At 70.6% G+C, this 23518-nt stretch carries 23 protein-coding genes and 2 pseudogenes; 8 read left to right on the top strand and 17 right to left on the bottom strand.

Annotated features, from left to right (window positions below):
- The first annotated feature begins 257 nt into the window (after nucleotides 1-257).
- Nucleotides 258-1466 (top strand): nucleotide sugar dehydrogenase, encoded by a 1209-nt coding sequence (locus tag IE263_RS07210; RefSeq protein ID WP_189933456.1) that lies wholly within the window; start codon nucleotides 258-260, stop codon nucleotides 1464-1466.
- 653 nt (nucleotides 1467-2119) lie between these two features.
- On the opposite strand, the gene IE263_RS07205 is transcribed toward IE263_RS07210, so the two are convergent.
- The 4 genes from IE263_RS07205 to IE263_RS07190 form a co-directional block, all read right to left on the bottom strand.
- The gene (locus tag IE263_RS07205) at nucleotides 2120-3244 is read right to left on the bottom strand and encodes a GuaB3 family IMP dehydrogenase-related protein (RefSeq protein WP_189933454.1); all 1125 of its coding nucleotides are present in this window, start codon (nucleotides 3242-3244) and stop codon (nucleotides 2120-2122) included.
- 106 nt (nucleotides 3245-3350) lie between these two features.
- Entirely contained in the window at nucleotides 3351-4853 is a 1503-nt protein-coding gene (gene guaB / locus IE263_RS07200) for an IMP dehydrogenase (protein ID WP_189933452.1), read from the bottom strand.
- A 142-nt stretch (nucleotides 4854-4995) separates the two neighbouring features.
- On the bottom strand, nucleotides 4996-5583 hold the full coding sequence (locus tag IE263_RS07195) for a sigma-70 family RNA polymerase sigma factor (RefSeq protein WP_189933450.1): 588 nt from the start codon (nucleotides 5581-5583) through the stop codon (nucleotides 4996-4998).
- A gap of 541 nt (nucleotides 5584-6124) precedes the next feature.
- Nucleotides 6125-6736, bottom strand: a complete 612-nt coding sequence (locus IE263_RS07190; RefSeq protein WP_003948568.1) for a response regulator transcription factor — start codon at nucleotides 6734-6736, stop codon at nucleotides 6125-6127.
- 379 nt (nucleotides 6737-7115) lie between these two features.
- Between IE263_RS07190 and IE263_RS07185 the strand changes: the two genes are divergently transcribed.
- Nucleotides 7116-7442 (top strand): WhiB family transcriptional regulator, encoded by a 327-nt coding sequence (locus IE263_RS07185; protein WP_189933448.1) that lies wholly within the window; start codon nucleotides 7116-7118, stop codon nucleotides 7440-7442.
- Between the two features lie 108 nt (nucleotides 7443-7550).
- Here the strand turns inward: IE263_RS07185 and IE263_RS07180 are convergent, their stop codons facing one another.
- Nucleotides 7551-8447: a LysR family transcriptional regulator gene (locus tag IE263_RS07180; RefSeq protein ID WP_189933446.1), complete on the bottom strand. Its 897-nt coding sequence runs from the start codon at nucleotides 8445-8447 to the stop codon at nucleotides 7551-7553.
- Between the two features lie 81 nt (nucleotides 8448-8528).
- On the opposite strand from IE263_RS07180, the gene IE263_RS07175 reads away from it, so the two are divergent.
- The 3 genes from IE263_RS07175 to IE263_RS07165 all read left to right on the top strand — a co-directional run bounded on the left by IE263_RS07175 (nucleotide 8529) and on the right by IE263_RS07165 (nucleotide 10832).
- On the top strand, nucleotides 8529-9197 hold the full coding sequence (locus IE263_RS07175; protein WP_189933444.1) for an MOSC domain-containing protein: 669 nt from the start codon (nucleotides 8529-8531) through the stop codon (nucleotides 9195-9197).
- Between the two features lie 95 nt (nucleotides 9198-9292).
- Nucleotides 9293-10066, top strand: a complete 774-nt coding sequence (locus IE263_RS07170) for an SDR family NAD(P)-dependent oxidoreductase (protein ID WP_189933442.1) — start codon at nucleotides 9293-9295, stop codon at nucleotides 10064-10066.
- A 76-nt stretch (nucleotides 10067-10142) separates the two neighbouring features.
- Complete coding sequence (locus IE263_RS07165; RefSeq protein ID WP_189933440.1) at nucleotides 10143-10832, top strand: ester cyclase; 690 nt, start codon at nucleotides 10143-10145, stop codon at nucleotides 10830-10832.
- Between the two features lie 335 nt (nucleotides 10833-11167).
- On the opposite strand, the gene groL is transcribed toward IE263_RS07165, so the two are convergent.
- The 5 genes from groL to IE263_RS07145 all read right to left on the bottom strand — a co-directional run bounded on the left by groL (nucleotide 11168) and on the right by IE263_RS07145 (nucleotide 14945).
- On the bottom strand, nucleotides 11168-12793 hold the full coding sequence (groL, locus tag IE263_RS07160) for a chaperonin GroEL (RefSeq protein ID WP_189933438.1): 1626 nt from the start codon (nucleotides 12791-12793) through the stop codon (nucleotides 11168-11170).
- Nucleotides 12794-12915: 122 nt separating this feature from the next.
- Nucleotides 12916-13224, bottom strand: a complete 309-nt coding sequence (gene groES / locus IE263_RS07155) for a co-chaperone GroES (RefSeq protein ID WP_039652762.1) — start codon at nucleotides 13222-13224, stop codon at nucleotides 12916-12918.
- Between the two features lie 146 nt (nucleotides 13225-13370).
- Entirely contained in the window at nucleotides 13371-13727 is a 357-nt protein-coding gene (locus IE263_RS50315; RefSeq protein WP_444545092.1) for a zinc finger domain-containing protein, read from the bottom strand.
- Nucleotides 13728-13750: 23 nt separating this feature from the next.
- On the bottom strand, nucleotides 13751-14176 hold the full coding sequence (locus IE263_RS07150) for a DUF4267 domain-containing protein (protein ID WP_189933436.1): 426 nt from the start codon (nucleotides 14174-14176) through the stop codon (nucleotides 13751-13753).
- A 322-nt stretch (nucleotides 14177-14498) separates the two neighbouring features.
- On the bottom strand, nucleotides 14499-14945 hold the full coding sequence (locus tag IE263_RS07145) for an anthrone oxygenase family protein (RefSeq protein WP_189933434.1): 447 nt from the start codon (nucleotides 14943-14945) through the stop codon (nucleotides 14499-14501).
- 89 nt (nucleotides 14946-15034) lie between these two features.
- Between IE263_RS07145 and IE263_RS07140 the strand changes: the two genes are divergently transcribed.
- On the top strand, nucleotides 15035-15613 hold the full coding sequence (locus IE263_RS07140; RefSeq protein ID WP_189933432.1) for a TetR/AcrR family transcriptional regulator: 579 nt from the start codon (nucleotides 15035-15037) through the stop codon (nucleotides 15611-15613).
- A 176-nt stretch (nucleotides 15614-15789) separates the two neighbouring features.
- The gene (locus IE263_RS07135; protein WP_189933429.1) at nucleotides 15790-16077 is read left to right on the top strand and encodes a hypothetical protein; all 288 of its coding nucleotides are present in this window, start codon (nucleotides 15790-15792) and stop codon (nucleotides 16075-16077) included.
- A 97-nt stretch (nucleotides 16078-16174) separates the two neighbouring features.
- Here IE263_RS07135 and IE263_RS07130 read toward each other — a convergent pair whose 3' ends face one another.
- Together IE263_RS07130 and IE263_RS07125 are read right to left on the bottom strand one after the other, a co-directional pair.
- Entirely contained in the window at nucleotides 16175-17029 is an 855-nt protein-coding gene (locus IE263_RS07130) for a polysaccharide deacetylase family protein (protein WP_189933427.1), read from the bottom strand.
- Complete coding sequence (locus IE263_RS07125) at nucleotides 17026-17919, bottom strand: polysaccharide deacetylase family protein (protein WP_373311897.1); 894 nt, start codon at nucleotides 17917-17919, stop codon at nucleotides 17026-17028. The genes IE263_RS07130 and IE263_RS07125 overlap by 4 nt, the downstream gene beginning before the upstream one ends.
- Nucleotides 17920-18042: 123 nt before the next feature.
- Between IE263_RS07125 and IE263_RS07120 the strand changes: the two genes are divergently transcribed.
- A complete protein-coding gene (locus IE263_RS07120; protein WP_189933423.1) occupies nucleotides 18043-19221 on the top strand; it encodes a class I SAM-dependent methyltransferase in 1179 nt (392 codons plus the stop codon).
- Here the strand turns inward: IE263_RS07120 and IE263_RS48295 are convergent.
- The 5 genes and pseudogenes from IE263_RS48295 to IE263_RS07100 all read right to left on the bottom strand — a co-directional run.
- A pseudogene (locus tag IE263_RS48295) lies at nucleotides 19202-19351 on the bottom strand (RNA polymerase subunit sigma-24); the annotation flags it as partial. The gene IE263_RS07120 and the pseudogene IE263_RS48295 overlap by 20 nt on opposite strands.
- Nucleotide 19352: 1 nt before the next feature.
- Nucleotides 19353-19567: pseudogene (locus IE263_RS07115) on the bottom strand (YciI family protein); the annotation flags it as partial.
- 222 nt (nucleotides 19568-19789) lie between these two features.
- Nucleotides 19790-20851 (bottom strand): LCP family protein, encoded by a 1062-nt coding sequence (locus tag IE263_RS07110; protein ID WP_189933421.1) that lies wholly within the window; start codon nucleotides 20849-20851, stop codon nucleotides 19790-19792.
- Nucleotides 20852-20944: 93 nt separating this feature from the next.
- Nucleotides 20945-22309, bottom strand: coding sequence for a glycoside hydrolase family 10 protein (locus IE263_RS07105; RefSeq protein ID WP_189933419.1), 1365 nt, complete (start codon nucleotides 22307-22309; stop codon nucleotides 20945-20947).
- A gap of 82 nt (nucleotides 22310-22391) precedes the next feature.
- On the bottom strand, nucleotides 22392-23489 hold the full coding sequence (locus IE263_RS07100; protein ID WP_189933417.1) for a LacI family DNA-binding transcriptional regulator: 1098 nt from the start codon (nucleotides 23487-23489) through the stop codon (nucleotides 22392-22394).
- Between the last annotated feature and the right edge of the window lie 29 nt (nucleotides 23490-23518).

Raw genomic sequence — 23518 nt, 5'->3', positions numbered from 1 at the left:
AGGGCGAAGCCCGCTCCGTATCCCCCATGCCCAAATTCTGACCGCGTTGCCCGGCTTCAGCCACCACTCACCCCCAGCCTGTGGACAACTCTCAGGACACCGGAATGGGCCTGCCGGACAACACAGCAGGTCAACACAGCGAATCAATCCCACATAACGGTCATATTTACTCCTAGTCTGACATTGCGCTCGCTCATCCTGTCCACCGGGCTTGCGCACCTGTCCCGCTTCGGTTATTGGGAAGGACGGCCCACGCCATGCCCGCAGATCTCGCCGTCATCGGACTCGGCCCGCTCGGACTGCCCTTGGCCCAGGCCGCCGTGGCCGCCGGCATCCCCACGCTCGGCTACCGCACAGGCCCCGAGGCGGGCTCCCTCAGCCCCGCCGAACTGCGCCGGATGCTCTCGGGGGGCTTCCGGCCTGCCGCCAACCCCGTCGAACTGGGCCGGGTACGCACCGCGGTCATCTGCGCCCCCACCCCGCGCGACGCGGACGGCGGGCTCGATCTGAGCCAGGTGGAGGCGGCCGCCCGCACCCTCGCCGGACAGCTGCGCCCGCACACCACCGTGATCCTGGAGTCGCCCGTGTACCCCGGGACGACCGAGGAATTCCTGCGGCCGCTCCTGGAGGAGATGTCCGGCCTGCGCGCGGGCCGCGACTTCCACCTCGCGTACTCTCCCAGCCGGATCGACCCCGGCCGCCGCGACTTCACCCCCACCTGCACCCCCAAGGTCATCGGCGGCCTCACCCCCGCCTGCACCGAGTCGGCCGCCACCTTCTACGGCCGCCTCACCGACAAGGTGGTACGCGCGCGTGGCCTCAGGGAGGCCGAGACCGTCCAGCTCCTGGAGACGAACTTCCGGCACGTCAACATGGCCCTCGTCAACGAGATGGCCGTGCTCTGCCACGACCTGGGCGTCGACCTGTGGGACGTCATCCGCTGCGCCGAGACCAAGCCGTTCGGCTTCCAGGCCTTCCGCCCCGGCCCCGGCGTCGGCGGCCACTCCGTCCCCCTCGACCGCACCGGCCACCCCGGCGGCCCCCTGCGCATGGTCGAACTCGCCCAGCAGGTCAACAGCCGCATGCCCCGCTACGTCGTGCAGCGCGCCGCCACCCTCCTCAACGAGCACGGCAAGTCGGCGCGGGGCGCGCGCGTGCTGTTGCTCGGCGTCACGTACAAGGCGGACATCGCCGACCAGCAGAACACCCCCGCGCGCGAAATCGCGATCCGCCTGATGGAACTCGGCGCCGCCGTCAGCTACCACGACCCCCTCGTCCCGTCCTGGAGCATCCTCGACCGCCCGGTCCCCCGCGCCGACTCCCTCTACGAGGCGGCCGCCGACGCGGACCTGACGATCCTCCTCCAGCAGCACCGGACGTACGACCTGCAGGGGTTGTCGGTGAAGGCGCAACTGCTGCTGGACACGCGGGGGGCTACGCCTACGGGGGCGGCGCACCGGTTGTGAAGGGGGGCGCGCGAGACGTGGGCCGACTCCGAGGTTGGTGGCGTGGGCCAGGGCGCGCCGGTAACGTACGAAGCAGGTGGAGCCCACCGCAGCAGGCACTGCGGCAGGCTCCTGGATGGTTCACGGAGTGTCCGACTCTATTGTGTTTAGGGGCGGCCGCTCACCATCCGAAAGCGGGTGGAGCCCACCGCAGAGGCCACTGCGGCAGGCTCCCGGATGGATCACAGAGTGTCCGCCCCTAATGTGCTTAGGGGCGGCCGCTCACCATCCGAAAAGCCGCAAGATCCACCTCCTCCGGAACTTCACCATCCGAAGACGGAGTCGGTCCCAGCGGGTGGGCTTGCGGTGGCGTCCCATGGGCGCCCCCTTCCACGATGCCGCCCAGTGGCCCGGTAGACGACACGTTCGGGTTCGGGCCGGGCCCCGAGGGCGGGGTCCGGACCATGTCCTTGGAAGGGGGCACCCCGCACAACTGGGGCGCCGACACGGACGCTATCGCCTGCGCCCGCGCTGACCAGCCCACATCCGCCCCGAAGGCAACCGTGCGCCCCCGCCCCACCCCGCACGCCCCCACCCCGGACACACGAAGAGGGGCCGGTCACTCACCCAAGTGAGTGACCGGCCCCTCTCCCGTCCCAGGGACTAAGGCCTGCCTACCGCCGATGCACCGAGTCCGCCACCGTCACCTCGACGCGCTGGAACTCCTTCAGCTCGCTGTACCCGGTGGTGGCCATCGCCCGGCGCAGGGCGCCGAAGAAGTTCATGGAGCCGTCCGGCTTGTGGGACGGGCCGGTGAGGACCTCCTCGATGGTGCCGACCGTGCCGAGGTCGACCTTCTTGCCGCGCGGCAGCTCCTCGTTGACAGCCTCCATGCCCCAGTGGTGGCCCTTGCCCGGTGCGTCGGTCGCGCGGGCGAGCGGGGAGCCCATCATGACCGCGTCGGCACCACAGGCGATCGCCTTGGGCAGGTCGCCGGACCAGCCGACACCGCCGTCCGCGATCACGTGCACGTACCGGCCGCCGGACTCGTCCATGTAGTCGCGGCGGGCCGCCGCCACGTCCGCCACGGCGGTCGCCATCGGGACCTGGATGCCCAGCACATTGCGCGTGGTGTGCGCGGCGCCGCCGCCGAAGCCGACCAGGACGCCGGCCGCGCCGGTGCGCATCAGGTGCAGCGCCGCCGTGTAGGTGGCGCAGCCGCCGACGATCACCGGGACGTCGAGCTCGTAGATGAACTGCTTCAGATTCAGCGGCTCGTGGGAGCCAGACACGTGCTCCGCCGAGACCGTGGTGCCCCGGATGACGAAGATGTCCACGCCCGCGTCCACCACGGCCTTGGAGAACTGGGCCGTGCGCTGCGGGGAGAGCGCGGCCGCGGTGACCACGCCCGAGTCGCGCACCTCCTTGATGCGGGCGCCGATCAGCTCCTCCTTGATGGGAGCCGCGTAGATCTCCTGGAGGCGCCGGGTCGCCGTGTCCACGTCCAGCGCGGCGATCTCGTCCAGCAGCGGCTGCGGGTCCTCGTACCGCGTCCACAGACCCTCGAGGTTCAGGACGCCGAGGCCGCCCAGCTCGCCGATGCGGATGGCGGTGGCCGGGGAGACGACCGAGTCCATGGGGGCGGCCAGGAACGGCAGCTCGAAACGGTAGGCGTCGATCTGCCAGGCGATCGAGACCTCCTTCGGGTCCCGCGTACGGCGGCTGGGGACGACGGCGATGTCGTCGAAGGCGTACGCCCGGCGGCCGCGCTTGCCGCGCCCGATCTCGATCTCAGTCACGTCTGTGGCCTTTCCCTGATGCGTTTCAGCGTCTTCCAGTATCGCCGACGGGTACGACAAGGGCGGCCCCGGATGATCCGGGGCCGCCCTCGGGAAGCCTTGGCTCCTACTTGCTGCTGTAGTTCGGCGCCTCGACCGTCATCTGGATGTCGTGCGGGTGGCTCTCCTTCAGGCCCGCCGAGGTGATCCGGACGAACCGGCCCTTCGACTCCATCTCCTCGATGGTGGCGGCACCCACGTAGCCCATGGTCTGGCGCAGACCGCCGACGAGCTGGTGCAGCACGTTGGCCAGCGGGCCACGGTAGGGCACCTGGCCCTCGATGCCCTCGGGCACGAGCTTGTCGTCGGACGCCACCTCGGCCTGGAAGTAGCGGTCCTTGGAGTACGACCTGCCCTGGCCGCGGGACTGCATGGCGCCCAGCGAGCCCATGCCGCGGTACGACTTGAACTGCTTGCCGTTGATGAACTGCAGCTCGCCCGGCGACTCCTCGCAGCCCGCGAGGAGGCTGCCCAGCATCACCGTGTCGGCACCGGCGGCCAGCGCCTTGCCGATGTCGCCGGAGTACTGCAGGCCGCCGTCGCCGATCAGCGGGATGCCGGCCGGGCGGGCCGCGAGGGAGGCCTCGTAGATGGCGGTGACCTGCGGGACGCCGATGCCGGCGACCACCCGGGTGGTACAGATCGAGCCGGGGCCGACGCCGACCTTGATGCCGTCGACACCGGCGTCGATCAGGGCCTGGGCGCCGTCGCGGGTGGCGACGTTCCCGCCGATCACGTCGACGCCGACGCTCGACTTGATCTTCGACATCCAGCTGAGGGCGTTGCTGTTGTGGCCGTGCGAGGTGTCGACGACCAGGAAGTCCACACCGGCCTCGGCGAGGGCCTGGGCGCGCTCCAGGGCCTCGGGGCTGGCGCCGACGGCGGCACCGACGAGCAGGCGGCCCTCGGCGTCCTTGGCGGCCCGGGGGTACTGCTCGGCCTTCACGAAGTCCTTGACGGTGATGAGGCCCTTGAGGACACCCGCGTCGTCGACCAGCGGAAGCTTCTCGATCTTGTGGCGGCGCAGCAGCTCCATGGCGTCGGTGCCGGAGATGCCGACCTTGCCGGTGACCAGCGGCATCGGCGTCATGACCTCGCGCACCTGGCGCGTGCGGTCCGACTCGAAGGCCATGTCGCGGTTGGTGACGATGCCGAGCAACTTGCCGCTGCCGTCGGTGACGGGCACGCCGCTGATGCGGAACTTGGCGCACAGGGCGTCGGCCTCGGCCAGCGTCGCCTCGGGGTGCACCGTGATCGGGTCGGTGACCATGCCGGACTCGGACCGCTTGACCAGGTCGACCTGGTTCACCTGGTCCTCGATGGACAGGTTGCGGTGCAGCACGCCGACGCCGCCCTGGCGGGCCATCGCGATCGCCATGCGGGACTCGGTCACCTTGTCCATCGCCGCCGAGAGCAGCGGGATGTTCACACGGACATTGCGGGAAATGCGGGACGAGGTGTCGACCGCGTTGGGGAGCACCTCGGATGCACCCGGCAGCAGCAGCACGTCGTCGTAGGTCAGCCCGAGGGTCGCGAATTTGTCGGGCACTCCGTCGACGTTGGCAGTCATGACACCTTCCCCAAATGGCCTTGATCGGTGCGGATGTCCATGCTAACGGGAAGCGCGCCTCCCGAATTCCACGGTTCCGAGTGACTCCGGGCTTCGTATGTTCGTACGGAAACGGCAGGGGGGCTGTTCACTGAAGGGACAACTACTGCTCGGCGAGCGCCCGCAGTCTGCTCAGTGCGCGGTGCTGGGCCACGCGGACGGCGCCGGGTGACATTCCCAACATCTGCCCCGTCTCCTCCGCCGTGAGGCCCACCGCGATGCGGAGCAGGAGCAGCTCCCGCTGGTTCTCCGGCAGGTTGGCCAGCAGCTTCTTCGCCCACTCGGCGTCGCTGCTCAGCAGGGCCCGCTCCTCCGGGCCCAACGAGTCGTCCGGCCGCTCGGGCATCTCGTCGGAGGGCACCGCCGTCGACCCCGGGTGGCGCATCGCCGCGCGCTGGAGGTCGGCGACCTTGTGGGCGGCGATGGCGAAGACGAAGGCCTCGAAGGGACGGCCTGTGTCCTTGTAGCGCGGGAGGGCCAGGAGGACGGCCACGCAGACCTCCTGGGCGAGGTCCTCCACGAAGTGGCGTGCGTCGCCGGGCAGGCGGGACAGCCGGGTGCGGCAGTAGCGCAGCGCCAAGGGGTGGACATGGGCGAGCAGGTCGTGGGTGGCCTGCTCGTCGCCGTCGACGGCGCGGTGCACGAGGCCGCCGATCGCTCCCTGGGCACGGACCGCCTCGTCTTCGCGCATCGGTCCATGGTGCACCGCGGCTTTACCGGCCGCGGCACCGTGCCCGTCGTTGTGCACCGAAGCGTTATGAGCAGGTGCGCCGGAACTCATCCCCTGCGCCCTCCCCTTCCGCTCGACCGACTCGTCCCCGAGGAACTCCACACCTCAAGGATGCGGCATCCGCGGCGAAACGAGCAGCGGGCACCGGGCGAGGCCCTGTGCCGCCCCCGTCCACCGCCCGTCGGACGGGGGGTTCCCGCAAGCCCTCGACCCCTTCCGAACAGGGAGGTTCGCCCATGCCCCCGCTCCCCTTCGACGAAGTCGGCTTGCTCCGAAAAGTCTGCGGGGCCTGCCCGGAGGGAGACCCCCAAACGGCGTTGTCGCCGGCTGCGGCGCCTCCGATGCCCGGCCCCCGAGCCGGGCATCGGCGCCAGGCCCCGGAACCCGGCCTCCGAGCTCGGCGCCCATACCGGCCCGCTCGCGTGGGCACACCCCTCGCCCCCGCTCGCCGGCCGCCACAAGGTGCCGCTGTTTCTTCCCGACGTGATCCGCCGGACGGGTCCTAGCGGACCAGCCCCCAGCGGAAGCCGAGCGCCACGGCGTGCGCGCGGTCCGAGGCGCCGAGCTTCTTGAAGAGCCGGCGGGCGTGGGTCTTCACGGTGTCCTCGGAGAGGAACAGCTCGCGGCCGATCTCCGCGTTGGAGCGGCCGTGACTCATGCCCTCCAGGACCTGGATCTCCCGCGCGGTGAGCGTGGGTGCCGCGCCCATCTCGGCGGAGCGCAGCCGACGGGGGGCCAGACGCCAGGTCGGGTCGGCTAGAGCCTGGGTCACGGTCGCGCGCAGTTCGGCGCGTGAGGCGTCCTTGTGCAGATAGCCGCGGGCGCCGGCGGCGACCGCGAGCGCGACGCCGTCGAGGTCCTCGGCGACGGTCAGCATGATGATGCGGGCGCCGGGGTCGGCGGACAGCAGCCGCCGGACGGTCTCGACGCCTCCCAGTCCGGGCATCCGCACGTCCATCAGAATCAGGTCCGAGCGGTCGGCGCCCCAGCGGCGGAGGACTTCCTCGCCGTTGGCCGCCGTCGTCACGCGCTCGACGCCGGGCACGGTCGCGACCGCGCGGCGGAGCGCCTCTCGGGCAAGCGGGGAGTCGTCGCAGACGAGGACGGAAGTCATGGCCGCCCTCCGCAGCTGATGCGCGTCACCTTGTGCCTCCAGGCTGGTACGAATCGTCACCTGTGCGGTCGACCGTCTCGGACGCCTGCCCGAGCGTTTGTGTTTTCAACCGCCTCCGCACTCTCAACGACGGTCACTCGAAAGAGTTACGGGGCTGCGTGCACTCTTCGGCACTCTACGTGAGGGCGCGGACACGGTGGAGACAGCCGCGCGGACCCTCAATCTTTCATCACAACCGGCGCCCCATTCGGCCCCATTTCTTCCCATTTACTGGCGTCTGAGGCTAGATTCGCAATGGGTCATATTTTCATCTCCTTAGATCGTAGTTGTACGGTCGTGAACACCGTATCCGCTCAGAACGGCTACAAGGGGTCACGCAATGGCAGATTTCTCCCGCCTTCCCGGACCGAACGCGGACCTGTGGGACTGGCAACTCCTGGCCGCCTGCCGCGGGGTGGACAGTTCGCTCTTCTTCCATCCGGAGGGCGAGCGCGGGGCGGCGCGGAGCGCTCGCGAGAACTCGGCCAAGGAGGTCTGCATGAGGTGCCCCGTGCGCGCACAGTGCGCGGCGCACGCGCTGGCGGTGAGAGAGCCGTACGGCGTGTGGGGTGGGCTGACCGAGGACGAGCGCGAGGAGCTCATGGGGCGGGCGCGCCACCGACTGGTGTCGGCGTCGACCAGCGGAGACGCTGCTCCGAACGCCTGAAGGAACGTTTCTGCACATCTCTGGGGCACGCACGCGCGTGCCCTGTCGGCTTTTACGGCCCCTGCCGCTACGACCCCGGCCGCCGGCACGCACCGCTCCCACCGCGTCCTACCGCGCCGCCGCCCGCCCCAGCTGCTCCAGCGTCGCCGCCACCGCCGGCACCTGCGCCAGGTCGGGCAGCGTGAGCGCGACGATCTCCCGCCGCACCGCCGGCTCCAGCGTCACCGCGCGCGCCCCTCGGGGCCGTACGGACTCGATCGCGAGCTGGGGCAGGACGGCGACGCCCAGGCCGGCGCCGACAAGGCCCGCGACCGCCGGGTAGTCGTCGGTCGCGAAGTCGATGCGGGGTGTGAAGCCCGCGCCCTCGCACACCTCCACCAGCTGGCCGCGACAGCGCGGGCATCCGGCGATCCAGGGCTCCCGGGCGAGCTCGCCGATGGCGAGGGACTCCGCGCGCGCGAGGCGGTGCCGTTCGGGTACGAGGGCGACGAGGCGGTCCATCAGGAGCGGGCGGCCGACCAGGTCGGCCCACTCCTCGGCGCCCGCCGCACCCTCGTAACGGAAGGCGAGCGCGACGTCGCAGTCGCCCGCGCGCAGCTTGTCGACCGACTCGGGCGGCTCGGCCTCCTCCAGGGAGACCCGGGTGCCGGGGTGGGCGGCGCGCAGGGCGGCCAGGGCGGTGGGGACGAGCGTGGAGCTGCCGCTGGGGAAGGAGACGAGGCGGACCCGGCCGGCGCGCAGTCCGGCGATGGCGGCGACCTCCTCCTCGGCGGCGGTGAGCCCCGCGAGGATCCCGGCCGCGTGCCGCACGAGGGCCTCGCCCGCCTGGGTCAGGCGCATCTCGCGGCCGCTGCGCACGAGCAGGGGCGTGCCGACGGACGCCTCCAGGGCCTTCATCTGCTGGCTGACCGCGGGCTGGGTGCACCCCAGTTCGCGCCCCGCCGCCGAGAAGGAACCGGTGGCGGCCACGGCGCGCAGCACGCGGAGATGACGGGCCTCGATCACCCTTCGAGCATAAGTGAATCTTGGGGACGGCGGCGAATAATGCGTCGACACTTTGACCAACGGTCCCCTACCGTGCCGCCCATGAGGCTTCTGTCCGTCAACGTGGGCCGTCCGAAGGCCGTGCCGTACACCGACCAGCCGCAGGGACTGACCGGCATCGACAAGCGGCCCGTCGAGGGGCCCGTGCGGGTGGCCGCGCCCGGGCCGAAGGGCACCGGGGGAAGCGGGCTCGCCGGGGACGCGGTGTGCGACCTGCGCCATCACGGCGGGAACGACCAGGCGGTGTACGCCGTCGCGCGCGAGGACCTCGACGACTGGGAGCGCGAGCTGGGGCGCACGCTGGCGAACGGCGCGTTCGGCGAGAACCTCACCACCACCGGCCTGGACGTGTCCGGCGCGCGGATCGGCGAGCGCTGGCGGATCGGCCCGACCGTCGTCCTGGAGGTCACCTCGGGGCGCATACCCTGCCTGACCTTCCAGGCTCATGTGGGTGAGAAGGGGTGGGTCAAGCGGTTCACGCGGAAGGCCGCGACGGGCGCGTATCTGCGGGTGATCGTGCCGGGCGAGATCCGCGCGGGGGATCCGGTGGAAATCGTCCACCTGCCGGAGCACGAGGTGACGGCCCGGATGGAGTTCCAGGCCACGACCACGCACCGGGAGCTGCTGCCGCGGCTGCTGGCGACGGGCGAGGCGTTGCACCCGGAGGCGCTGGCGGCGGCCCGGAAGTATGTGGAGCAGTACGGGGGCTGACGCCCGTCACGGGTGGCGTGCACACGGCGCCTTCACCTTCTGGAGGCGCCGTGCAGAGAACGGACGCCGTCAGTCCGGGTCACTACCCTTCTGCCATGACAACGGCTCTGATTACGGGTTCGACCGCGGGCATCGGTGCCGCGTTCGCGCGCCGGCTGGCGGCGGACGGGCACAATCTCGTCCTCGTCGCACGGGACACCAAGCGTCTGCGGGAGCAGGCGACCGAGTTGCACGACCGGCACGGCATCGAGGCGGAGGTGCTGACGGCCGACCTGGCCGAGGACGAGGGCATCGAGGCGGTGACCGCCCGGCTCGGCGACCGCAAGAACCCCGTCGACCTGCTCGTGAACAACGCGGGCTTCGGCAACAAGGGCCGCTACCTCGACGTACCCATGGCCGACGAGCTGAGGATGCTCAAGGTGCACTGCGAGGCGGTGCTGCGGCTGACGTCGGCGGCGACCGCGGCGATGCGGGAGCGGGGGCGTGGCGGGGTCGTCAACGTGGCGTCGGTCGCGGCCTTCCTGCCGCGCGGGACGTACGGGGCGTCCAAGGCGTGGGTCGTGCAGTTCACGCAGGGGGCCGCGAAGGACCTGGACGGCAGCGGGGTGCGGCTGATGGCGCTGTGCCCGGGGTTCGTGCGGACGGAGTTCCACGAGCGGGCCGGGATGGGGACGGACAACATCCCCGGCTGGATGTGGCTGGACGCCGACAAGCTGGTCGCGGCGGCGCTGCACGATCTGGCGCGTGGGAAGTCGGTGTCGATTCCCGACCCGCGGTACAAGGCGCTGATGGGGCTGGTGAAGGTGACACCCCGCTCGCTGCTGGGCGGGATCAGCTCGAGGACGGGACGGAAGTACGGGCCCCAGTAGTGGGCGGGTGACGTCGGCGCTCCGGTGGGAAAATGGGCGTGATCAGACCGGACCCAGGGGGGCCGGAGGCGGCGTCATGACATTCGTACAGCTCATCGACTGCAGGACGAGCCGGTTCGACGAGATGAACCGGCTGTTGGACACATGGGTCGAACAGACCAGGGGAAAGCGGACCGCGACGCACGCGCTGGTCGGCAAGGACCGGTCGGACGCGTCGCACTTCATCGAGATCGTGGAGTTCCCCTCGTACGAGGAGGCGATGCGGAACTCGAACCTCCCGGAGACCGACCGGATCTTCCGGGAGATGGTGGCCCTCTGCGACGAGATGCCGACCTTCACCGATCTCGACGTGGTGCGGGACGAGCAGCTCAACCGTGGTGTGGCGCGGGAGTTCCTCGAGGGGCTCGGGCGGGGCGACGTGGACCGGCTGTTCGAGCGGGTCGCCGACGACTACGTGGACCACGACCCGGCGAACCCGCAGGACACGGGGTTGCGGGCGGCGCGTGACGAGGTCGTGGGCTGGCGGCGGGCCTTCGACTTCTCGATCCGGGTGGACAACCAGATCGCCGAGGACGACCTGGTGTGCAGCCGCTGGACCTGGCACGGCCGGCACAAGGGCGACTTCCTGGGGATCCCGGCCACCGGCCAGGAGGCCACGATGACCGGCATGACCTGGCACCGGTTCCGGGGCGGGCAGATCTGCGAGGCGTGGCGGCAGTACGACCGGGCGGGGCTGCTGGAGCAGTTGGGGGTACTCGCTCAGTAGCCCGCGAGGATCAGCGAGAAGCTCAGCGAAGGGGCTCAGTGAAGAGGAAGGCCCCGCTCCGGCACGCGTGCGGAGCGGGGCCTTCGTAAAAAGAGTGGGCCGCCGCTCGCATTCTTCAGTGCGTTCCGGTTTGTTCGCTCAATTCCATGACGAGGTGACAGCCACCGGCCAGGTCGATGTCGGGCCGCTCTCGCGGCTCGGCCGGCGGACCAGGAAGGCGCGGGCAGCGCTCGCGCCCGTCCGGTTCCTGGTGCGGCGCGACGGCTGACAACCGTCACATGAACGCGAAGGCCCGGCGCCCCCTTCAGGGCGCCGGGCCTCAGTGCTGACGTACGTCAGTGGGCGTGGCCGTGGCCGTGGCCCGCGGCGGCCGGCTCCTCCTCTTCCTTCTTCTCGACGACCAGGGTCTCGGTCGTGAGGAGGAGGGAGGCGATGGAGGCGGCGTTCTCCAGGGCGGAGCGGGTGACCTTCACCGGGTCGATGACGCCGGCCTTGATCAGGTCGCCGTACTCGCCGGTGGCGGCGTTGTAGCCGTTGCCCTTCTCGAGCTCGGCGACCTTGGAGACGATGACGTAGCCCTCGAGGCCGGCGTTCTCGGCGATCCAGCGCAGCGGCTCGACGGCGGCGCGGCGGACGACGGAGACACCGGTGGCCTCGTCGCCGGTCTTGTCGAGGTTGCCCTCGAGGACCTTGACGGCGTGGACCAGCGCGGAGCCACCACCGGAGACGATGCCCTCCTCGACCGCGGCGCGGGTCGCGGAGATGGCGTCCTCCAGACGGTGCTTCTTCTCCTTCAGCTCCACCTCGGTGGCGGCGCCGACCTTGATCACGCACACGCCGCCGGCCAGCTTCGCGAGGCGCTCCTGGAGCTTCTCGCGGTCCCAGTCGGAGTCCGTGTTCTCGATCTCGGCCTTGATCTGCGCGACGCGGCCGTGGACGTCCTCGGACTTGCCGGCGCCGTCGACGATGGTGGTGTCGTCCTTGGTGACGGTGACACGGCGGGCGGAGCCCAGCACGTCGACGCCGACCTGGTCGAGCTTGAGGCCGACCTCCTCGGAGATGACGGTGGCACCGGTGAGGGTCGCCATGTCCTGCAGCATCGCCTTGCGGCGGTCACCGAAGCCCGGGGCCTTGACGGCGACCGCGTTGAAGGTGCCGCGGATCTTGTTCACGACGAGGGTGGAGAGGGCCTCGCCCTCGACGTCCTCGGCGATGATCAGCAGCGGCTTGGAGGAGTTGGTCTGGATGACCTTCTCCAGCAGCGGCAGCAGGTCGGCGATGGAGGAGATCTTGCCCTGGTTGATGAGGATGTACGGGTCCTCCAGGACGGCCTCCATGCGCTCCTGGTCCGTCACGAAGTACGGCGACAGGTAGCCCTTGTCGAAGGCCATGCCCTCGGTGAAGTCCAGCTCCAGACCGAAGGTGTTGGACTCCTCGACGGTGATGACACCGTCCTTGCCGACCTTGTCCATCGCCTCGGCGATGAGCTCGCCGACCTGCTGGTCCTGGGCGGACAGCGCGGCGACGGCGGCGATGTCGGACTTCTCGTCGATCGGGCGGGCCGAGGCGAGCAGGTCGTCGGAGACGGCCTTGACGGCGGCGTCGATGCCCTTCTTCAGGGCGGCCGGGGAGGCGCCGGCGGCGACGTTCTTCAGGCCCTCACGGACCAGCGCCTGGGCCAGGACCGTGGCGGTGGTGGTGCCGTCACCAGCGATGTCGTTGGTCTTGGTCGCCACCTCCTTCACCAGCTGCGCGCCGAGGTTCTCGTACGGGTCGTCGATCTCGACCTCACGGGCGATCGTGACACCGTCGTTGGTGATGGTGGGGGCACCGAACTTCTTGTCGATGACGACGTTGCGGCCCTTGGGGCCGATCGTCACCTTGACCGTGTCGGCCAGCTTGTTGACGCCGCGCTCGAGGGCGCGACGGGCGTCCTCGTCGAACTTCAGGATCTTCGCCATGACAGCGGGAGCCCTCTCGGAAATCTGTGGGTGAAAAAGGCACTGCGCCCCGGGCGCCCGGCTTCTTATGTGGTCGCGGGGGCCAGGGGCGCAGCTTCAAGCAACAAATTGCTCGAGGTGAATTACTTCTCGATGATCGCGAGGACGTCGCGAGCCGAGAGGACGAGGTACTCCTCGCCGTTGTACTTCACCTCGGTGCCGCCGTACTTGCTGTACAGGACGACGTCGCCGACCTTGACGTCGAGCGGAAGACGCTCGCCGTTCTCGAAGCGGCCCGGGCCCACGGCGAGGACGGCGCCCTCCTGGGGCTTCTCCTTCGCAGTGTCCGGGATGACCAGGCCAGAGGCCGTGGTCTGCTCGGCGTCGAGCGGCTGGACCACGATGCGGTCCTCGAGCGGCTTGATGGCAACCTTGGAGCTGGCGGTCGTCACGATCCGACCTCCCCCTTCGGAGATCTCACGGGGTTAACTGTCTGAGGTGGCGACCAGGTCGATCCGTCGTCGCGGGTGCCGGACCTGCCCGTCGCGTTGTTGGCACTCTCCAGTGGGGAGTGCCAGAGCTGAGACTATGACCGGGGTTAGCACTCGGTCAAGCGGAGTGCCAATGCCTGGCGGCGCGTCGGCAGGTTTTTCAGCTGGCGGGGGTTTCTTGGCGCCCTGCGCCACGGCCGGCCCGGCCCGCGGTCGGCGGGGGCCGGCACGCGCAGAAGCTTGGCGAGTCGGGGCACCTTCGTGAAGCGGCCGGTGTGGTAGGTGCCGGCGACCGCGCCGGAGCGCGAGCGGCACGGCGAGCCGGGTTCGGCCCGGCAGCGCGGACAAGGGTGGCGCTCGACCTCGTCCGCGTCGCTCGGGGAGGCTTCTTGAGGGGCCAGGCCGCCGCCCACCGGAAGAAGATCGTGCGCCTCACCTTTCCCGGCAGGCACTGACAGGCGCATACCGACACGCGCCCAAGGTGGCGTTAGGCAGGCTGCGGGGCGGGCGTTGCCGGAGCGGCCGCGGCCTTGCGGGTCTCGCGCATCATCAGCAGGCCGTTGACCACCATCAGTGTCGCGGTCAGGCCGTGGACGCCGAGCGCGGTGGCCACGGAGCCGTGGTGGGCCAGCACGGTGGCCATGTCGCCGTACGCGGCGAGGGCCTCCACCAGCAGCGCCCAGCCCAGCGCCCGGCGGTGGCCCGTCACCAGCAGGATGCCCAGGACCAGGGCTAAGACGACGTCGCGGATTCCCTTGATGATCAGGAAGCCGTCGCCGTCGCCCGACGGCCAGCTCGGCAGGCCGAAGCCCGGTGCCGTCGTCTCCGGGCTCAGGATGAACTCCGCCCCGAACCAGAGGATGAAGAGGATGAAGGCGGCGGCCAGGACGGTGTTGATCTTCTTCAGCGACATTGTGCTTCTCCTTGCGAGTCTTCGTCGGCTTGGTGAGCTTCGTGGAGCTTGCCGAGTCTGTGGGGCCTGATCAGGCCGCGCGGACGCGGCTGATCGAGGGGCGTAGTTCGTCGGATCGCCGTTGTCAGATCTGCGCGGCAGCCGCATTCCCGGATGTCGGGATTTCGGTGGCCAGCTGCCGCCCGGGGATCGGGGATTGTGCGCCACCGGCGCGGCGTCGGCCCGCGGGGTCAGTAATCCGAAGCCCTGTCGGGCTCACCCCGACGGGCGAAAGCCGTCGGTATAACGGGGCGAATCAGTGCATGTCGGGGCGGCTTTGGTATCAGGCGAGGGCGGCGACCAGCAGGGCGAAGGCGGCGATGATGACGGCGACGCGGACGTAGTGGAAGCGTTCCCAGCGGTTCAGCTGCTGCTTCCAGTCGGCGGGCCGATTCTCGGGGGTCCATGTCTTGCCCCGGTTGTTGATCGGGACGAGCAGCAGGAGCGACATGACCACGCTGAAAAGCAGCAGCGCGCCCGCGGTGACGACGAGTCCGGCGCCCTCGTGGTGCCATCCGGCGATGGCCCAGGCCGCGACGAGGACGAGCGAGCCGATGTACCAGACCGGCATCACGGCGCCGAGCATCCGACCCCCGTGGGCATGGCCGAGTTGGCCGCTGTCCTCGGGGAGTGCGTTGAGGATCGGGTTGATGACGAAGGCGACGGAGAACTCCACCCCCACCATCACGCCGACGATCACGATGGTGACGACCTCGAGTGCGTTGAGCATGACGACCCCTTCGCATCTAGTGTTGCTAGCGGACGAGGCAACGCTAGTACTGCTGCCGCTTGATTGTCTAGCGGTGCTAGGATCGAATCATGTCGGTACAGGAACGCAAGCAGCGCGAACGGGCGGAGCGCGAACGCCTCATCGTGACGACAGCCCGCGAACTCGCCGAGCAGCAGGGCTGGGACGCAGTCACCACCCGCCGGCTCGCCGAGCGCATCGAATACAGCCAGCCCGTCCTCTACAGCCACTTCCGCGGCAAGCGCGAGATCATCGGCGCCGTCGCCCTGGAGGGCGCCGCCGAAATGGCCACAGCGGTGCGGGCCGCGACCTCCGCCGCGGACGGCCCGCGCGCCCGGGTCGCCGCGCTCGCCCGCGCCTACCTCGACTTCGCCGCACGCAACCCGGCGGTCTACGACGCCTTGTTCCAGCTCGACGGCGGCCTGGCGTACGCGCAGGAGGACACCCCTGAACCTCTCAAGGACGCCTTCGCCGCCCTGCTCGAGTGCCTCGCCGAGGTCGCCGGGGACGGCGTCCACCCGGGGCTGTTCACCGAGACGTTCTGGGCGTCCCTGCACGGCCTTGCGACCCTGACCCGCGCGGGACGGCTGCCGCCCGAGGACGCCGCGCAGAGGGTGGAGCTGCTGGTGGACCGGCTCGCCGTGGTCTGACACACCGTCCCGGCGGGCACGCAGCCGGGGCCCGCCGGACGGGCTGATTTTGCTGACCTGCGTTCCAAAGGGCACGCCCCCTCGGGTGGGCCGGGGCTCAGGACGGCAGGCCCTCGCCCCCACGTGCCACCCTCCTTCCCGAACGCCGGACCGGGTGGCTGCCGTACCGTTCCTGCATGTCTCGCCGAGTTCCCGCGCCCGCCTCCGACCCCTCCCCCACGGCCGGCTGCTGCCTGGCGGCGCTTCTTGTGCCGGTGGAGATCGTCTGTGGGTATCTGATCGCCGCGATTCTGGTGATGAGCGGGCGTCCGACGGCGCTGTTGGTGTGGCTCGGTCTGATGGGGCTGGCGGCCCTCGGGAGTGCTGTTCTCCTGTTCCGGCGCGGGTACCCCGTCACCGGGGCGGCGCAGGCGGTGACGGCGGGGCTCTTCCTGGTCTTCACGGCGATGGTGTGGGCCCGCTGATCTCGGTGGTCCTCGGTACTCCTCGGTGGCGTCGGTACTCATCGGCACTCCTCGGTACTCCTCGATGCTCCTCGGCGCTCCTCGGCGCTCCTCGGCGCTAGAGATAGTCCTCCAGCCGCCCCACCGTCAGGCCCTGTTCCTGCACTCGCCGCAGCAGCCTGGTCGTCCGTTCCCTGAGACTCGGGCCCATCGCCTCGTCGGGGTCGACCGCGATGATGTCGCCGGGGTGGAGGTGGTGGGAGCCGTGGGTGTAGGTGAGGTCGGTGGGGCCCATCGAGGCGCGCCAGAGGACGATCGCGGTGATGCCGCAGTCGGCGGCGGCGCGCAGGGTGGTGGTGTCGTAGATGCCGTAGGGCGGACGGAAGAGGCGGGGGCGCAGGCCGAAGCGGGACTTGAGTTTGTCCTGCTGGCCGCAGATCTCGGCGCGCTGGCCGGCGTAGGGCAGGCCGCGCAGGGCGGCGTGGTCGAGGGTGTGGTTCTGGATGCTCGCGCCGACGGACCGCAGGTGGGCGAAGTGGGCGTAGGCGGGGCCCACCACGCTGTCCGTGAGGAACATGCTCACCGGAAGGCGGAGTTCGCGGACCATGTCGATGAAGCGGGGGTCGCGTTCGGCGCCGTCGTCGTAGGTGAGGAAGACGACCTTGTCCCGGGTCGGGATGTGGTCCACGACCGGGGGGAGGGAGGCGTGGCTTGCGGTGCGTGGTCCGGCCGCGGGGGTGGGGGGCGGGGCCAGGGGGGTCGTCAGGCCCCAGCGGCGATGGGGGTCCCCCGGCTCGAGCGTTGCCGCGAGTGGGGGAGGCTGTTCCGGTGTCGGGCCGTGGTCCGGTCGTACGCGTTCCGCCGCCTTCTTGCCCAGTCGTTCGATCGGGTCGACGGACTGGGCGCAACCGGTCAGGGGCGTCAGGGTCAGTGTCAGTGTCAGCAGTGCGGCGACCAGTCCGCGGCTTCTCACAGGTAGTCCTCCAGGCGGGCCACCGCGTATCCCTTCTCCGTGACCTTGTTCAGGAACCGGCGGACCATGTCGGGCATCGTGCCCGCCCCCTCGGCCCGGCCACGGAAGTGGCTCAGGACGATGTCGCCGGGGTGGAGGTCCCGGTCCCCCTCGCGGTACTCCCAGTGGTCGGCGAAGACCTCCGCGTTCCAGAGTGGCGCGTACTTCACGCCACAGGCCTTCGCGGCACGCAGTGTGTCGCGGTTGTAGTTCCCGAACGGCGGCCGGAAGAGGGCGGGCCGTCTGCCGTAGCGCTTCTCGATCACGTCCTGCATGCCGCAGATCTCGCGCTTCTGCCCCCTGTAGGACAGGCCCGGCAGGTACGGGTGGTGGAGGGTGTGGTTGTTCAGGGCCACTCCGGTGCTCTGCATCTTCTCGAAGTAGCCGTAGTCGTCCTTGACGAGGTAGTCGCTGAGGAAGGCGGTGTACGGGATCCTCAGCTCGGTCGTCATCCGCAGGAACTCGGGGTCCTTCTCGGCGCCGTCGTCGATGGTGAGGAAGACGACCCTGTGGCGGGTGGGGACGGTGGTGAAGACCGGGGGGAGGTTCAGGTCCTCGTGGCCGGTCACCTCGAAGCCTTCACGGGTGGTGATCCTCGGCTTCTTCCCGGGGGGCGCCGGGGGCGTCAGCGGGACCTTCTTCAGACCCCAGCGCTGCGCCGCCGCGACCCTGGCCGTGTGGTCGGCGCGCAGCCTGTCCGCGTACGAGTGCAGGGCGCCGGCCGGCGGGGCCTGGTCGGGCTGCTGGCCGGAGGCGGGACGGATCGCGAAGTCGCTGCCCTCCCCGCAGCCCGAGACGATGGCGGTCGCGGCGAGGACGGCCAGGCCGCCACGGAACCCCATCCACCGCATCACCTTTTTGTCATTTTGTACTACTGATTCCATGGCGCCGGATCCTCGCAGTCACCGCCCCACGAACCCGCCCGACACCTCTGCCGGAGGCGCACCATCCACCGACTGGCCCACAATGAGCCGGTGAACGACCTCGCCCCCCTCCTCACCCCCGAGGGCCGCGCCCTCCTCGACGCCGTGCGCGGCACCGCCCCCGCCGACGAACTCGCCGTCGCCACCCGGCTGCGCCGCGAGCACCCCGCGGAGCTCGTCTCGGCGGCCCTCGGCCAGGCCCGGCTACGGCAGCGGGCGGTGGCGAAGTTCGGGGCCGAGGACGCCGAGCGGATGTTCTTCACGCCGAACGGGGTGGAGCAGTCGACGCGGGCGAGTGTCGCGACGTATCGGGCCGAGTGCTTCCAGGCGCTGGGGGTGCGGTCCGTCGCCGACCTGTGCTGCGGGATCGGCGGGGACGCGATCGCGTTCGCGCGGGCCGGGATCCGGGTGCTGGCCGTCGACCGGGATCCGCTGACCTGCGAGGTGGCGCGGGCCAACGCCGCCGCGCTCGGCCTGGCCGAGCTGATCGAGGTGCGCGAGGCGGATGTGACGGAGGTCGACACGTCCCCGTACGACGCCGTGTTCGTCGACCCGGCCCGGCGGTCCGGCGCACGCGGCCGGATCTTCGACCCCGAGGCCTACTCCCCTCCCCTGTCCTGGGCCGTGTCCGCCGCGCTCAGGGCCCCGCTCGCCGCCCTGAAGATCGCGCCCGGCATCCCGCACGAGGTGATCCCCGACGAGGCGGAGGCCGAGTGGATCTCGGACGGCGGGGAGGTGAAGGAGGCGGTGCTGTGGTTCGGCGCGGGCAGGACGCCCGGGGCGCGGCGGGCGACACTACTGCCCTCGGAGGCCGGGATCTGGGCCTCGCCCGACACCATGCTGCCCGACCCAGAGGTCCGCTCCGTCGGGCGGTACCTGTACGAGCCCGACGGCGCCGTCATCCGCGCCCACCTGGTCGCCGAGGTGGCCGAGGACCTGGAGGGCGGGCTGATCGACCCCACCATCGCCTACATCACCGCCGACGAGTCGCACGTGACCCCGTACGCCACCGCCTACGAGATCACCGACCAGCTCCCCTTCAACGTCAAGAAGTTGAAGGCGCTGCTGCGGGAGCGGGAGGTGGGGATCCTGACCGTGAAGAAGCGGGGGTCGGCGGTGGAGCCGGAGGAGCTGCGCAAGAAGGTCAAGCCGCAGGGGCCGAACTCGGCGACCGTGTTCCTGACGCGGGTGGCGGGAGCGCCGACGATGCTCATCGGTCACCCCGCCTGATCGGCCCGGCCCACAGCAGCTCCCGTTCCCGTTCGTTGCCGGCCAGTTCGGCCGCCCGGGCGAACTCCGCCCGCGCCTGAGCCGTACGGCCCAGGCGCAGGAGCAGGTCGCCGCGGACGCTGGGCAGGAGGCTCGGTGAAGGGCCCGTCGGTGACGGAGATGTCGCCGCCCTTCAGGTGCAGCCCGGTGCCCTGCGCCGACGGGAGCAGCCGGCGGTGTCGAGCATGACGCCGGCCTTGGTGATCTCCTCGATCAGTTCGCCCATGCGCTGCATCAGCTCGGGGCTGGGTCCCTCGGCGGGGATGGTGGACTCGTCGATCCGGACGAGCGACAGGTAGCGGGGCATGGTGACTCCTCCGGTGTGGTGGGCCGGGCTGTTCCCGCCTCTCACCCTTACTTCGAGCGGGAGACGGAGGGATCGACACCCTCATCGGACTTCTTCGAAGTTTTTTCCGGCGGGCTCATCCGGGACCGGCCGCCCTGTCGGCGCGGTGGGAGGACGTGACGGCCGACTACGACGTCGCCGAGCAGGTGGCGGCCGTGGTGGACGGGCTGGTCGGCCGGGGGGTCACGCCCGCTTGAGCGACTCCCACAGCTCGCTCGCCTCGGGTTCGTCGGCCACCACCCGGTTGGGGTCCGAGGGTGCCGTCACCACCGGCATCGTCAGGGTCGTGACGTTCGCGGCCGACAGGCCCTTCAGGCTCTGGCCGAGTTCCATCAGCTCGGTGAGGGAGTCCAGGCCGGTGTCGGTGGTGAGGCTGCCGGTGACGGCGTCGGCGACCTCGTAGAGCCGGGTGGGGCTGGTCAGCAGGTCGGTGGAGGAGATCTGTTCCAGCAGGGCCTTCACCAGGGTCTGCTGGAGGCCTATGCGGCCGAGGTCGCTGCCGTCGCCTATGCCGTGCCGGGTGCGGGCCAGGGCGAGGGCCTGCGTGCCGTCGAGGTGGTGGGTGCCGGCGGCGAGGCGCAGGTGGCTGTCCTCGTCGTCGATGTCCTCGGCCGTGGTGACGGTGACCCCGCCGAGGGCGTCGACGAGCTTCGCGAAGCCCGAGAAGTCGACCTCGACGTAGTGGTCCATACGGACGTCGGTCATCGACTCGACGGTCTTCACCGCGCAGACCGGACCGCCCACGGAGTACGCGGTGTTGAACATGGCGCCGTACGCCACCGCCGTCGAACCGCCGGAGGGCAGCGGGCAGGACGGGCGGGTGACGAGGGTGTCGCGCGGGATGCTGACGACGGTGGCGCCGGCGCGGCCGGCGTCGATGTGCACGACCATCGCGGTGTCGGAGCGGGCGCCGGTGCTGTCGCCGCCGCCGAGTTCCTGGTTCTCCGCGCCGCTGCGCGAGTCGGAGCCGAGGACGAGGATGTTGACGGCCTCGGTGGGCAGCGGGGTGGCGGAGGCCGTACCGGACGGGGACGGGGTGGTCACCGCGCGCGCCGGACGGTTGTCGCCGAGCGCGTTGTCGATGTCGACGCTCGTGATGTTGTCGTTCAGATGCCGGTACGCCCAGCCCGCCGCGGCGGCGCCCAGCACCAGCGCGCCCGCGAGGGTGAGGCCGACGGCCTTGAGCGCTCTCGACCGCCGGCCCCGCTGTCTTTCCCCGTGCCCGCTCGCGTCGTGTCCCGTCACGTGAAGAACGTAAGTCCGAATTATTAGGGGACTGTTAGGAACGGAGCGCCGAGACGAGTTTCTTCGGAAAATCTCATACTCTCCGGGCCCCACTCAGCCCAGTGTCACCACCGGCACCGGATTGCTCCCGCTCCACGACCCGTTGAACCCGAAGGTCACCGAACCGCCGTCGGGAACCGTCCCGTTGTACGAGGCGTTGGAACAGGTGACCGCCGCCCCCGACTGGGTGCAGTTCGCGTTCCAGGCCTGCGTGATCTGCTGCCCCGCACCGAAACTCCAGCTCACCCTCCAGGAGGACAGCGCCGCACCCGAGCAGCCGATCCGCACCTGCCCGGTGAAGCCGGTGTTCCACTGGCTGGTGACGCTGTACACCGCCGTGCACGCACCCGTGGGTGGCGGCGTCGTGGTGCCGCCGAGCGATGCGGCGATCGCGTGGTACGCCGGTTTCGGCGCGTAGTTCTCGTCGTACGGCGTCGCCGCGCCCTGCCCCGGGAAGGTGCTCGGGATCCAGGAGTCGGAGTCGGTGAAGCCCCACACCGTGACGCCGGTGCACCGGGTCACGGCCAGGCAGGCGTTCATGACCGCCTTGTAGTCGGCGGCCTGCTGGGTGAGCTTCGCCGTGTCCGACGGGAGCTGCATCCGGATGTCCAGCTCGGTGATCGCCACATCGACGCCGAGGTCGGCGAAGCGCTGGATGTTCTGCTGGAAGCTCGACGGGACCTGGCCGAGGATCAGGTGCGCCTGCAGGCCCACGCCGTCGATCGGGACACCGCGCTCCTTCAGGGACCTGACCAGGTTGTACAGGGCGGTGGACTTCGCGTTGACGCCCTCGACGTTGTAGTCGTTGATGTAGAGCTCGGCAGCCGGATCGGCGGCCCGCGCCCAGGTCAGGGCGTTCGCGATGTAGTCGGCGCCGAGGCCGTTGTACCAGAGGGTGGAGCGGTAGGTGCCGTCCTCGTTGAAGGGCTCGTTGACGACGTCCCAGGCGGCGACGCGGCCCTTGTAGCGGCCGACCTCGGTGTTGATGTGGTTCTGGAGCAGGGTGGTGAGCTGGGCCGGCGTCCAGCTGCCGTTGGTCAGCCAGCTCGGGTTCTGGCTGTGCCAGACCAGGGTGTGACCGCGCACCTCCTGGCCGTGGGCCTCGGCGAAGTTCACGATCTGGTCGGCCTCGGCCCAGTTGAAGGTGCCCTGGGTCGGCTCGACCGAGCCCCACTTCATGGCGTTGCCGGGGGTGAGCCAGTTGAACTCCCGCCCCGCGATGTCGCCGTAGGTCCCGGTGAGTTTGGAGCCGGTGACCGCCGTGCCCATGACCTTGCCCTTGGCGGCGGCGAGGTCGCGCAGGGGTGTGTCGGCGGCGTGGGCGGTGGTGGTGCCGGCGGTGAGGAGGGCGCCGACGGTGACGGCGCCGGCGCACAGGGCCGCGATGCGGCGCCCGAGAGATGTTCTGGAGGATCTCATGGCGGGTGCCTCCGAAAGTTTCGGTCGTGCAACCGATTGACTTCGGAGGAGTGTGGAGGCGCCCCCCACACCCGTCAATACGTCAACTTTCGGCCACCGGTGCCTCCAGGCCCCCCTCCGTCGGCGGCGCCGCCGTGCTCGTGCGCACCACCAGGCTGGTCGCCAGCTCCACCCGGGTCGCCGTCGGCGCCTCCTGCGACCGCCCCAGCTCCAGCACCAGCCGGGCCGCCGCCTCGGCCATCTCGGTCAGCGGCTGCCGTACGGTCGTCAGCGGCGGGCCCATCCAGCGGGCCACGGGCAGGTCGTCGAAGCCGACCACGCTCACGTCCTGCGGGATGCGCAGCCCCAGTTCACGGGCGGCCTCGTAGAAGCCGAGCGCCTGGAGGTCGTTGCCGGCGAACACGGCGGTGGGCCGGTCGGGGCGGGCGAGCAGCTCGCGGCCGAGCCGGTAGCCGGTCTCATGGTGGAAGTCGCCGGTCTTGATCAGCCCGGAGTCGACCGGCAGCCCGGCCGTCTCCAGGGCGGCGCGGTAGCCGTCGATCCGGGCCCGGCTGCACATCATCTGCGGGGGCCCGCTGATCGCGCCGATCCGCCGGTGCCCCAGCTCCACCAGGTGCCGGGTGGCGGCGAGGCCGCCCTGCCAGTTGGTGGCCCCGATCGAGGGCACGTCCGCCCCGGGATCCCCTGCCGGGTCCATCACCACGAACGGGATGGAACGGCTGGTCAGCAGCGCCCGCTGGGACTCGTCGAGCCCGGACAGCACGAGGACGACACCGTGCGGGCGACGGGCGGCGACCTGGTCGGCCCAGGTCCGCCCCGGCGTGAGGCGCCCGGCGCTCTCGCTCAGCACCACGCTCAGCCCGGCGTCGCGCGCCACGTTCTCCACACCCCGGATGACCTCCATGGCCCACGCGCTCTCCAGTTCGTGGAAGACCAGGTCGATCAGGGGGGAGCGGGTCGCCTCGGCGCGCCGGCGCCGGTAGCCGTGGGCGCGCAGCAGCTCCTCGACGCGGGTGCGGGTCGCCGGGGCGACGTCGGCGCGGCCGTTGAGGACCTTCGAAACAGTCGGCGCCGAGACGCCGGCCTCGCGGGCGATCTCCGCGAGCGTGGCCGTCTGCGCTGTCGATCGCCGTGTCGGCCGGTCTTCCGTCCGCGTTTCAGCGGGCTCCGAGGGTGTCATGGCGGCGATCGTATCCCCGCGCGACCTCT

The sequence above is a fragment of the Streptomyces aurantiogriseus genome, from assembly GCF_014649375.1.
In the GTDB taxonomy this organism is placed as follows: domain Bacteria; phylum Actinomycetota; class Actinomycetes; order Streptomycetales; family Streptomycetaceae; genus Streptomyces; species Streptomyces aurantiogriseus.
This window is presented reverse-complemented; position numbering and strand designations above follow the sequence as displayed.

What these genes read in the sequence shown, in the direction of transcription:
- IE263_RS07210 (WP_189933456.1), top strand. Translation starts at nt 258, where the DNA reads ATGCCCGCAGATCTCGCCGTCATCGGACTCGGCCCGCTCGGACTGCCC.
- guaB (WP_189933452.1), bottom strand. Translation starts at nt 4,853, where the DNA reads ATGACTGCCAACGTCGACGGAGTGCCCGACAAATTCGCGACCCTCGGG.
- IE263_RS07195 (WP_189933450.1), bottom strand. Translation starts at nt 5,583, where the DNA reads ATGCGCGAAGACGAGGCGGTCCGTGCCCAGGGAGCGATCGGCGGCCTC.
- IE263_RS07190 (WP_003948568.1), bottom strand. Translation starts at nt 6,736, where the DNA reads ATGACTTCCGTCCTCGTCTGCGACGACTCCCCGCTTGCCCGAGAGGCG.
- IE263_RS07185 (WP_189933448.1), top strand. Translation starts at nt 7,116, where the DNA reads ATGGCAGATTTCTCCCGCCTTCCCGGACCGAACGCGGACCTGTGGGAC.
- IE263_RS07175 (WP_189933444.1), top strand. Translation starts at nt 8,529, where the DNA reads ATGAGGCTTCTGTCCGTCAACGTGGGCCGTCCGAAGGCCGTGCCGTAC.
- IE263_RS07170 (WP_189933442.1), top strand. Translation starts at nt 9,293, where the DNA reads ATGACAACGGCTCTGATTACGGGTTCGACCGCGGGCATCGGTGCCGCG.
- IE263_RS07165 (WP_189933440.1), top strand. Translation starts at nt 10,143, where the DNA reads ATGACATTCGTACAGCTCATCGACTGCAGGACGAGCCGGTTCGACGAG.
- groL (WP_189933438.1), bottom strand. Translation starts at nt 12,793, where the DNA reads ATGGCGAAGATCCTGAAGTTCGACGAGGACGCCCGTCGCGCCCTCGAG.
- IE263_RS50315 (WP_444545092.1), bottom strand. Translation starts at nt 13,727, where the DNA reads ATGCGCCTGTCAGTGCCTGCCGGGAAAGGTGAGGCGCACGATCTTCTT.
- IE263_RS07150 (WP_189933436.1), bottom strand. Translation starts at nt 14,176, where the DNA reads ATGTCGCTGAAGAAGATCAACACCGTCCTGGCCGCCGCCTTCATCCTC.
- IE263_RS07145 (WP_189933434.1), bottom strand. Translation starts at nt 14,945, where the DNA reads ATGCTCAACGCACTCGAGGTCGTCACCATCGTGATCGTCGGCGTGATG.
- IE263_RS07140 (WP_189933432.1), top strand. Translation starts at nt 15,035, where the DNA reads ATGTCGGTACAGGAACGCAAGCAGCGCGAACGGGCGGAGCGCGAACGC.
- IE263_RS07135 (WP_189933429.1), top strand. Translation starts at nt 15,790, where the DNA reads ATGTCTCGCCGAGTTCCCGCGCCCGCCTCCGACCCCTCCCCCACGGCC.
- IE263_RS07125 (WP_373311897.1), bottom strand. Translation starts at nt 17,919, where the DNA reads ATGCGGTGGATGGGGTTCCGTGGCGGCCTGGCCGTCCTCGCCGCGACC.
- IE263_RS07105 (WP_189933419.1), bottom strand. Translation starts at nt 22,309, where the DNA reads ATGAGATCCTCCAGAACATCTCTCGGGCGCCGCATCGCGGCCCTGTGC.
- IE263_RS07100 (WP_189933417.1), bottom strand. Translation starts at nt 23,489, where the DNA reads ATGACACCCTCGGAGCCCGCTGAAACGCGGACGGAAGACCGGCCGACA.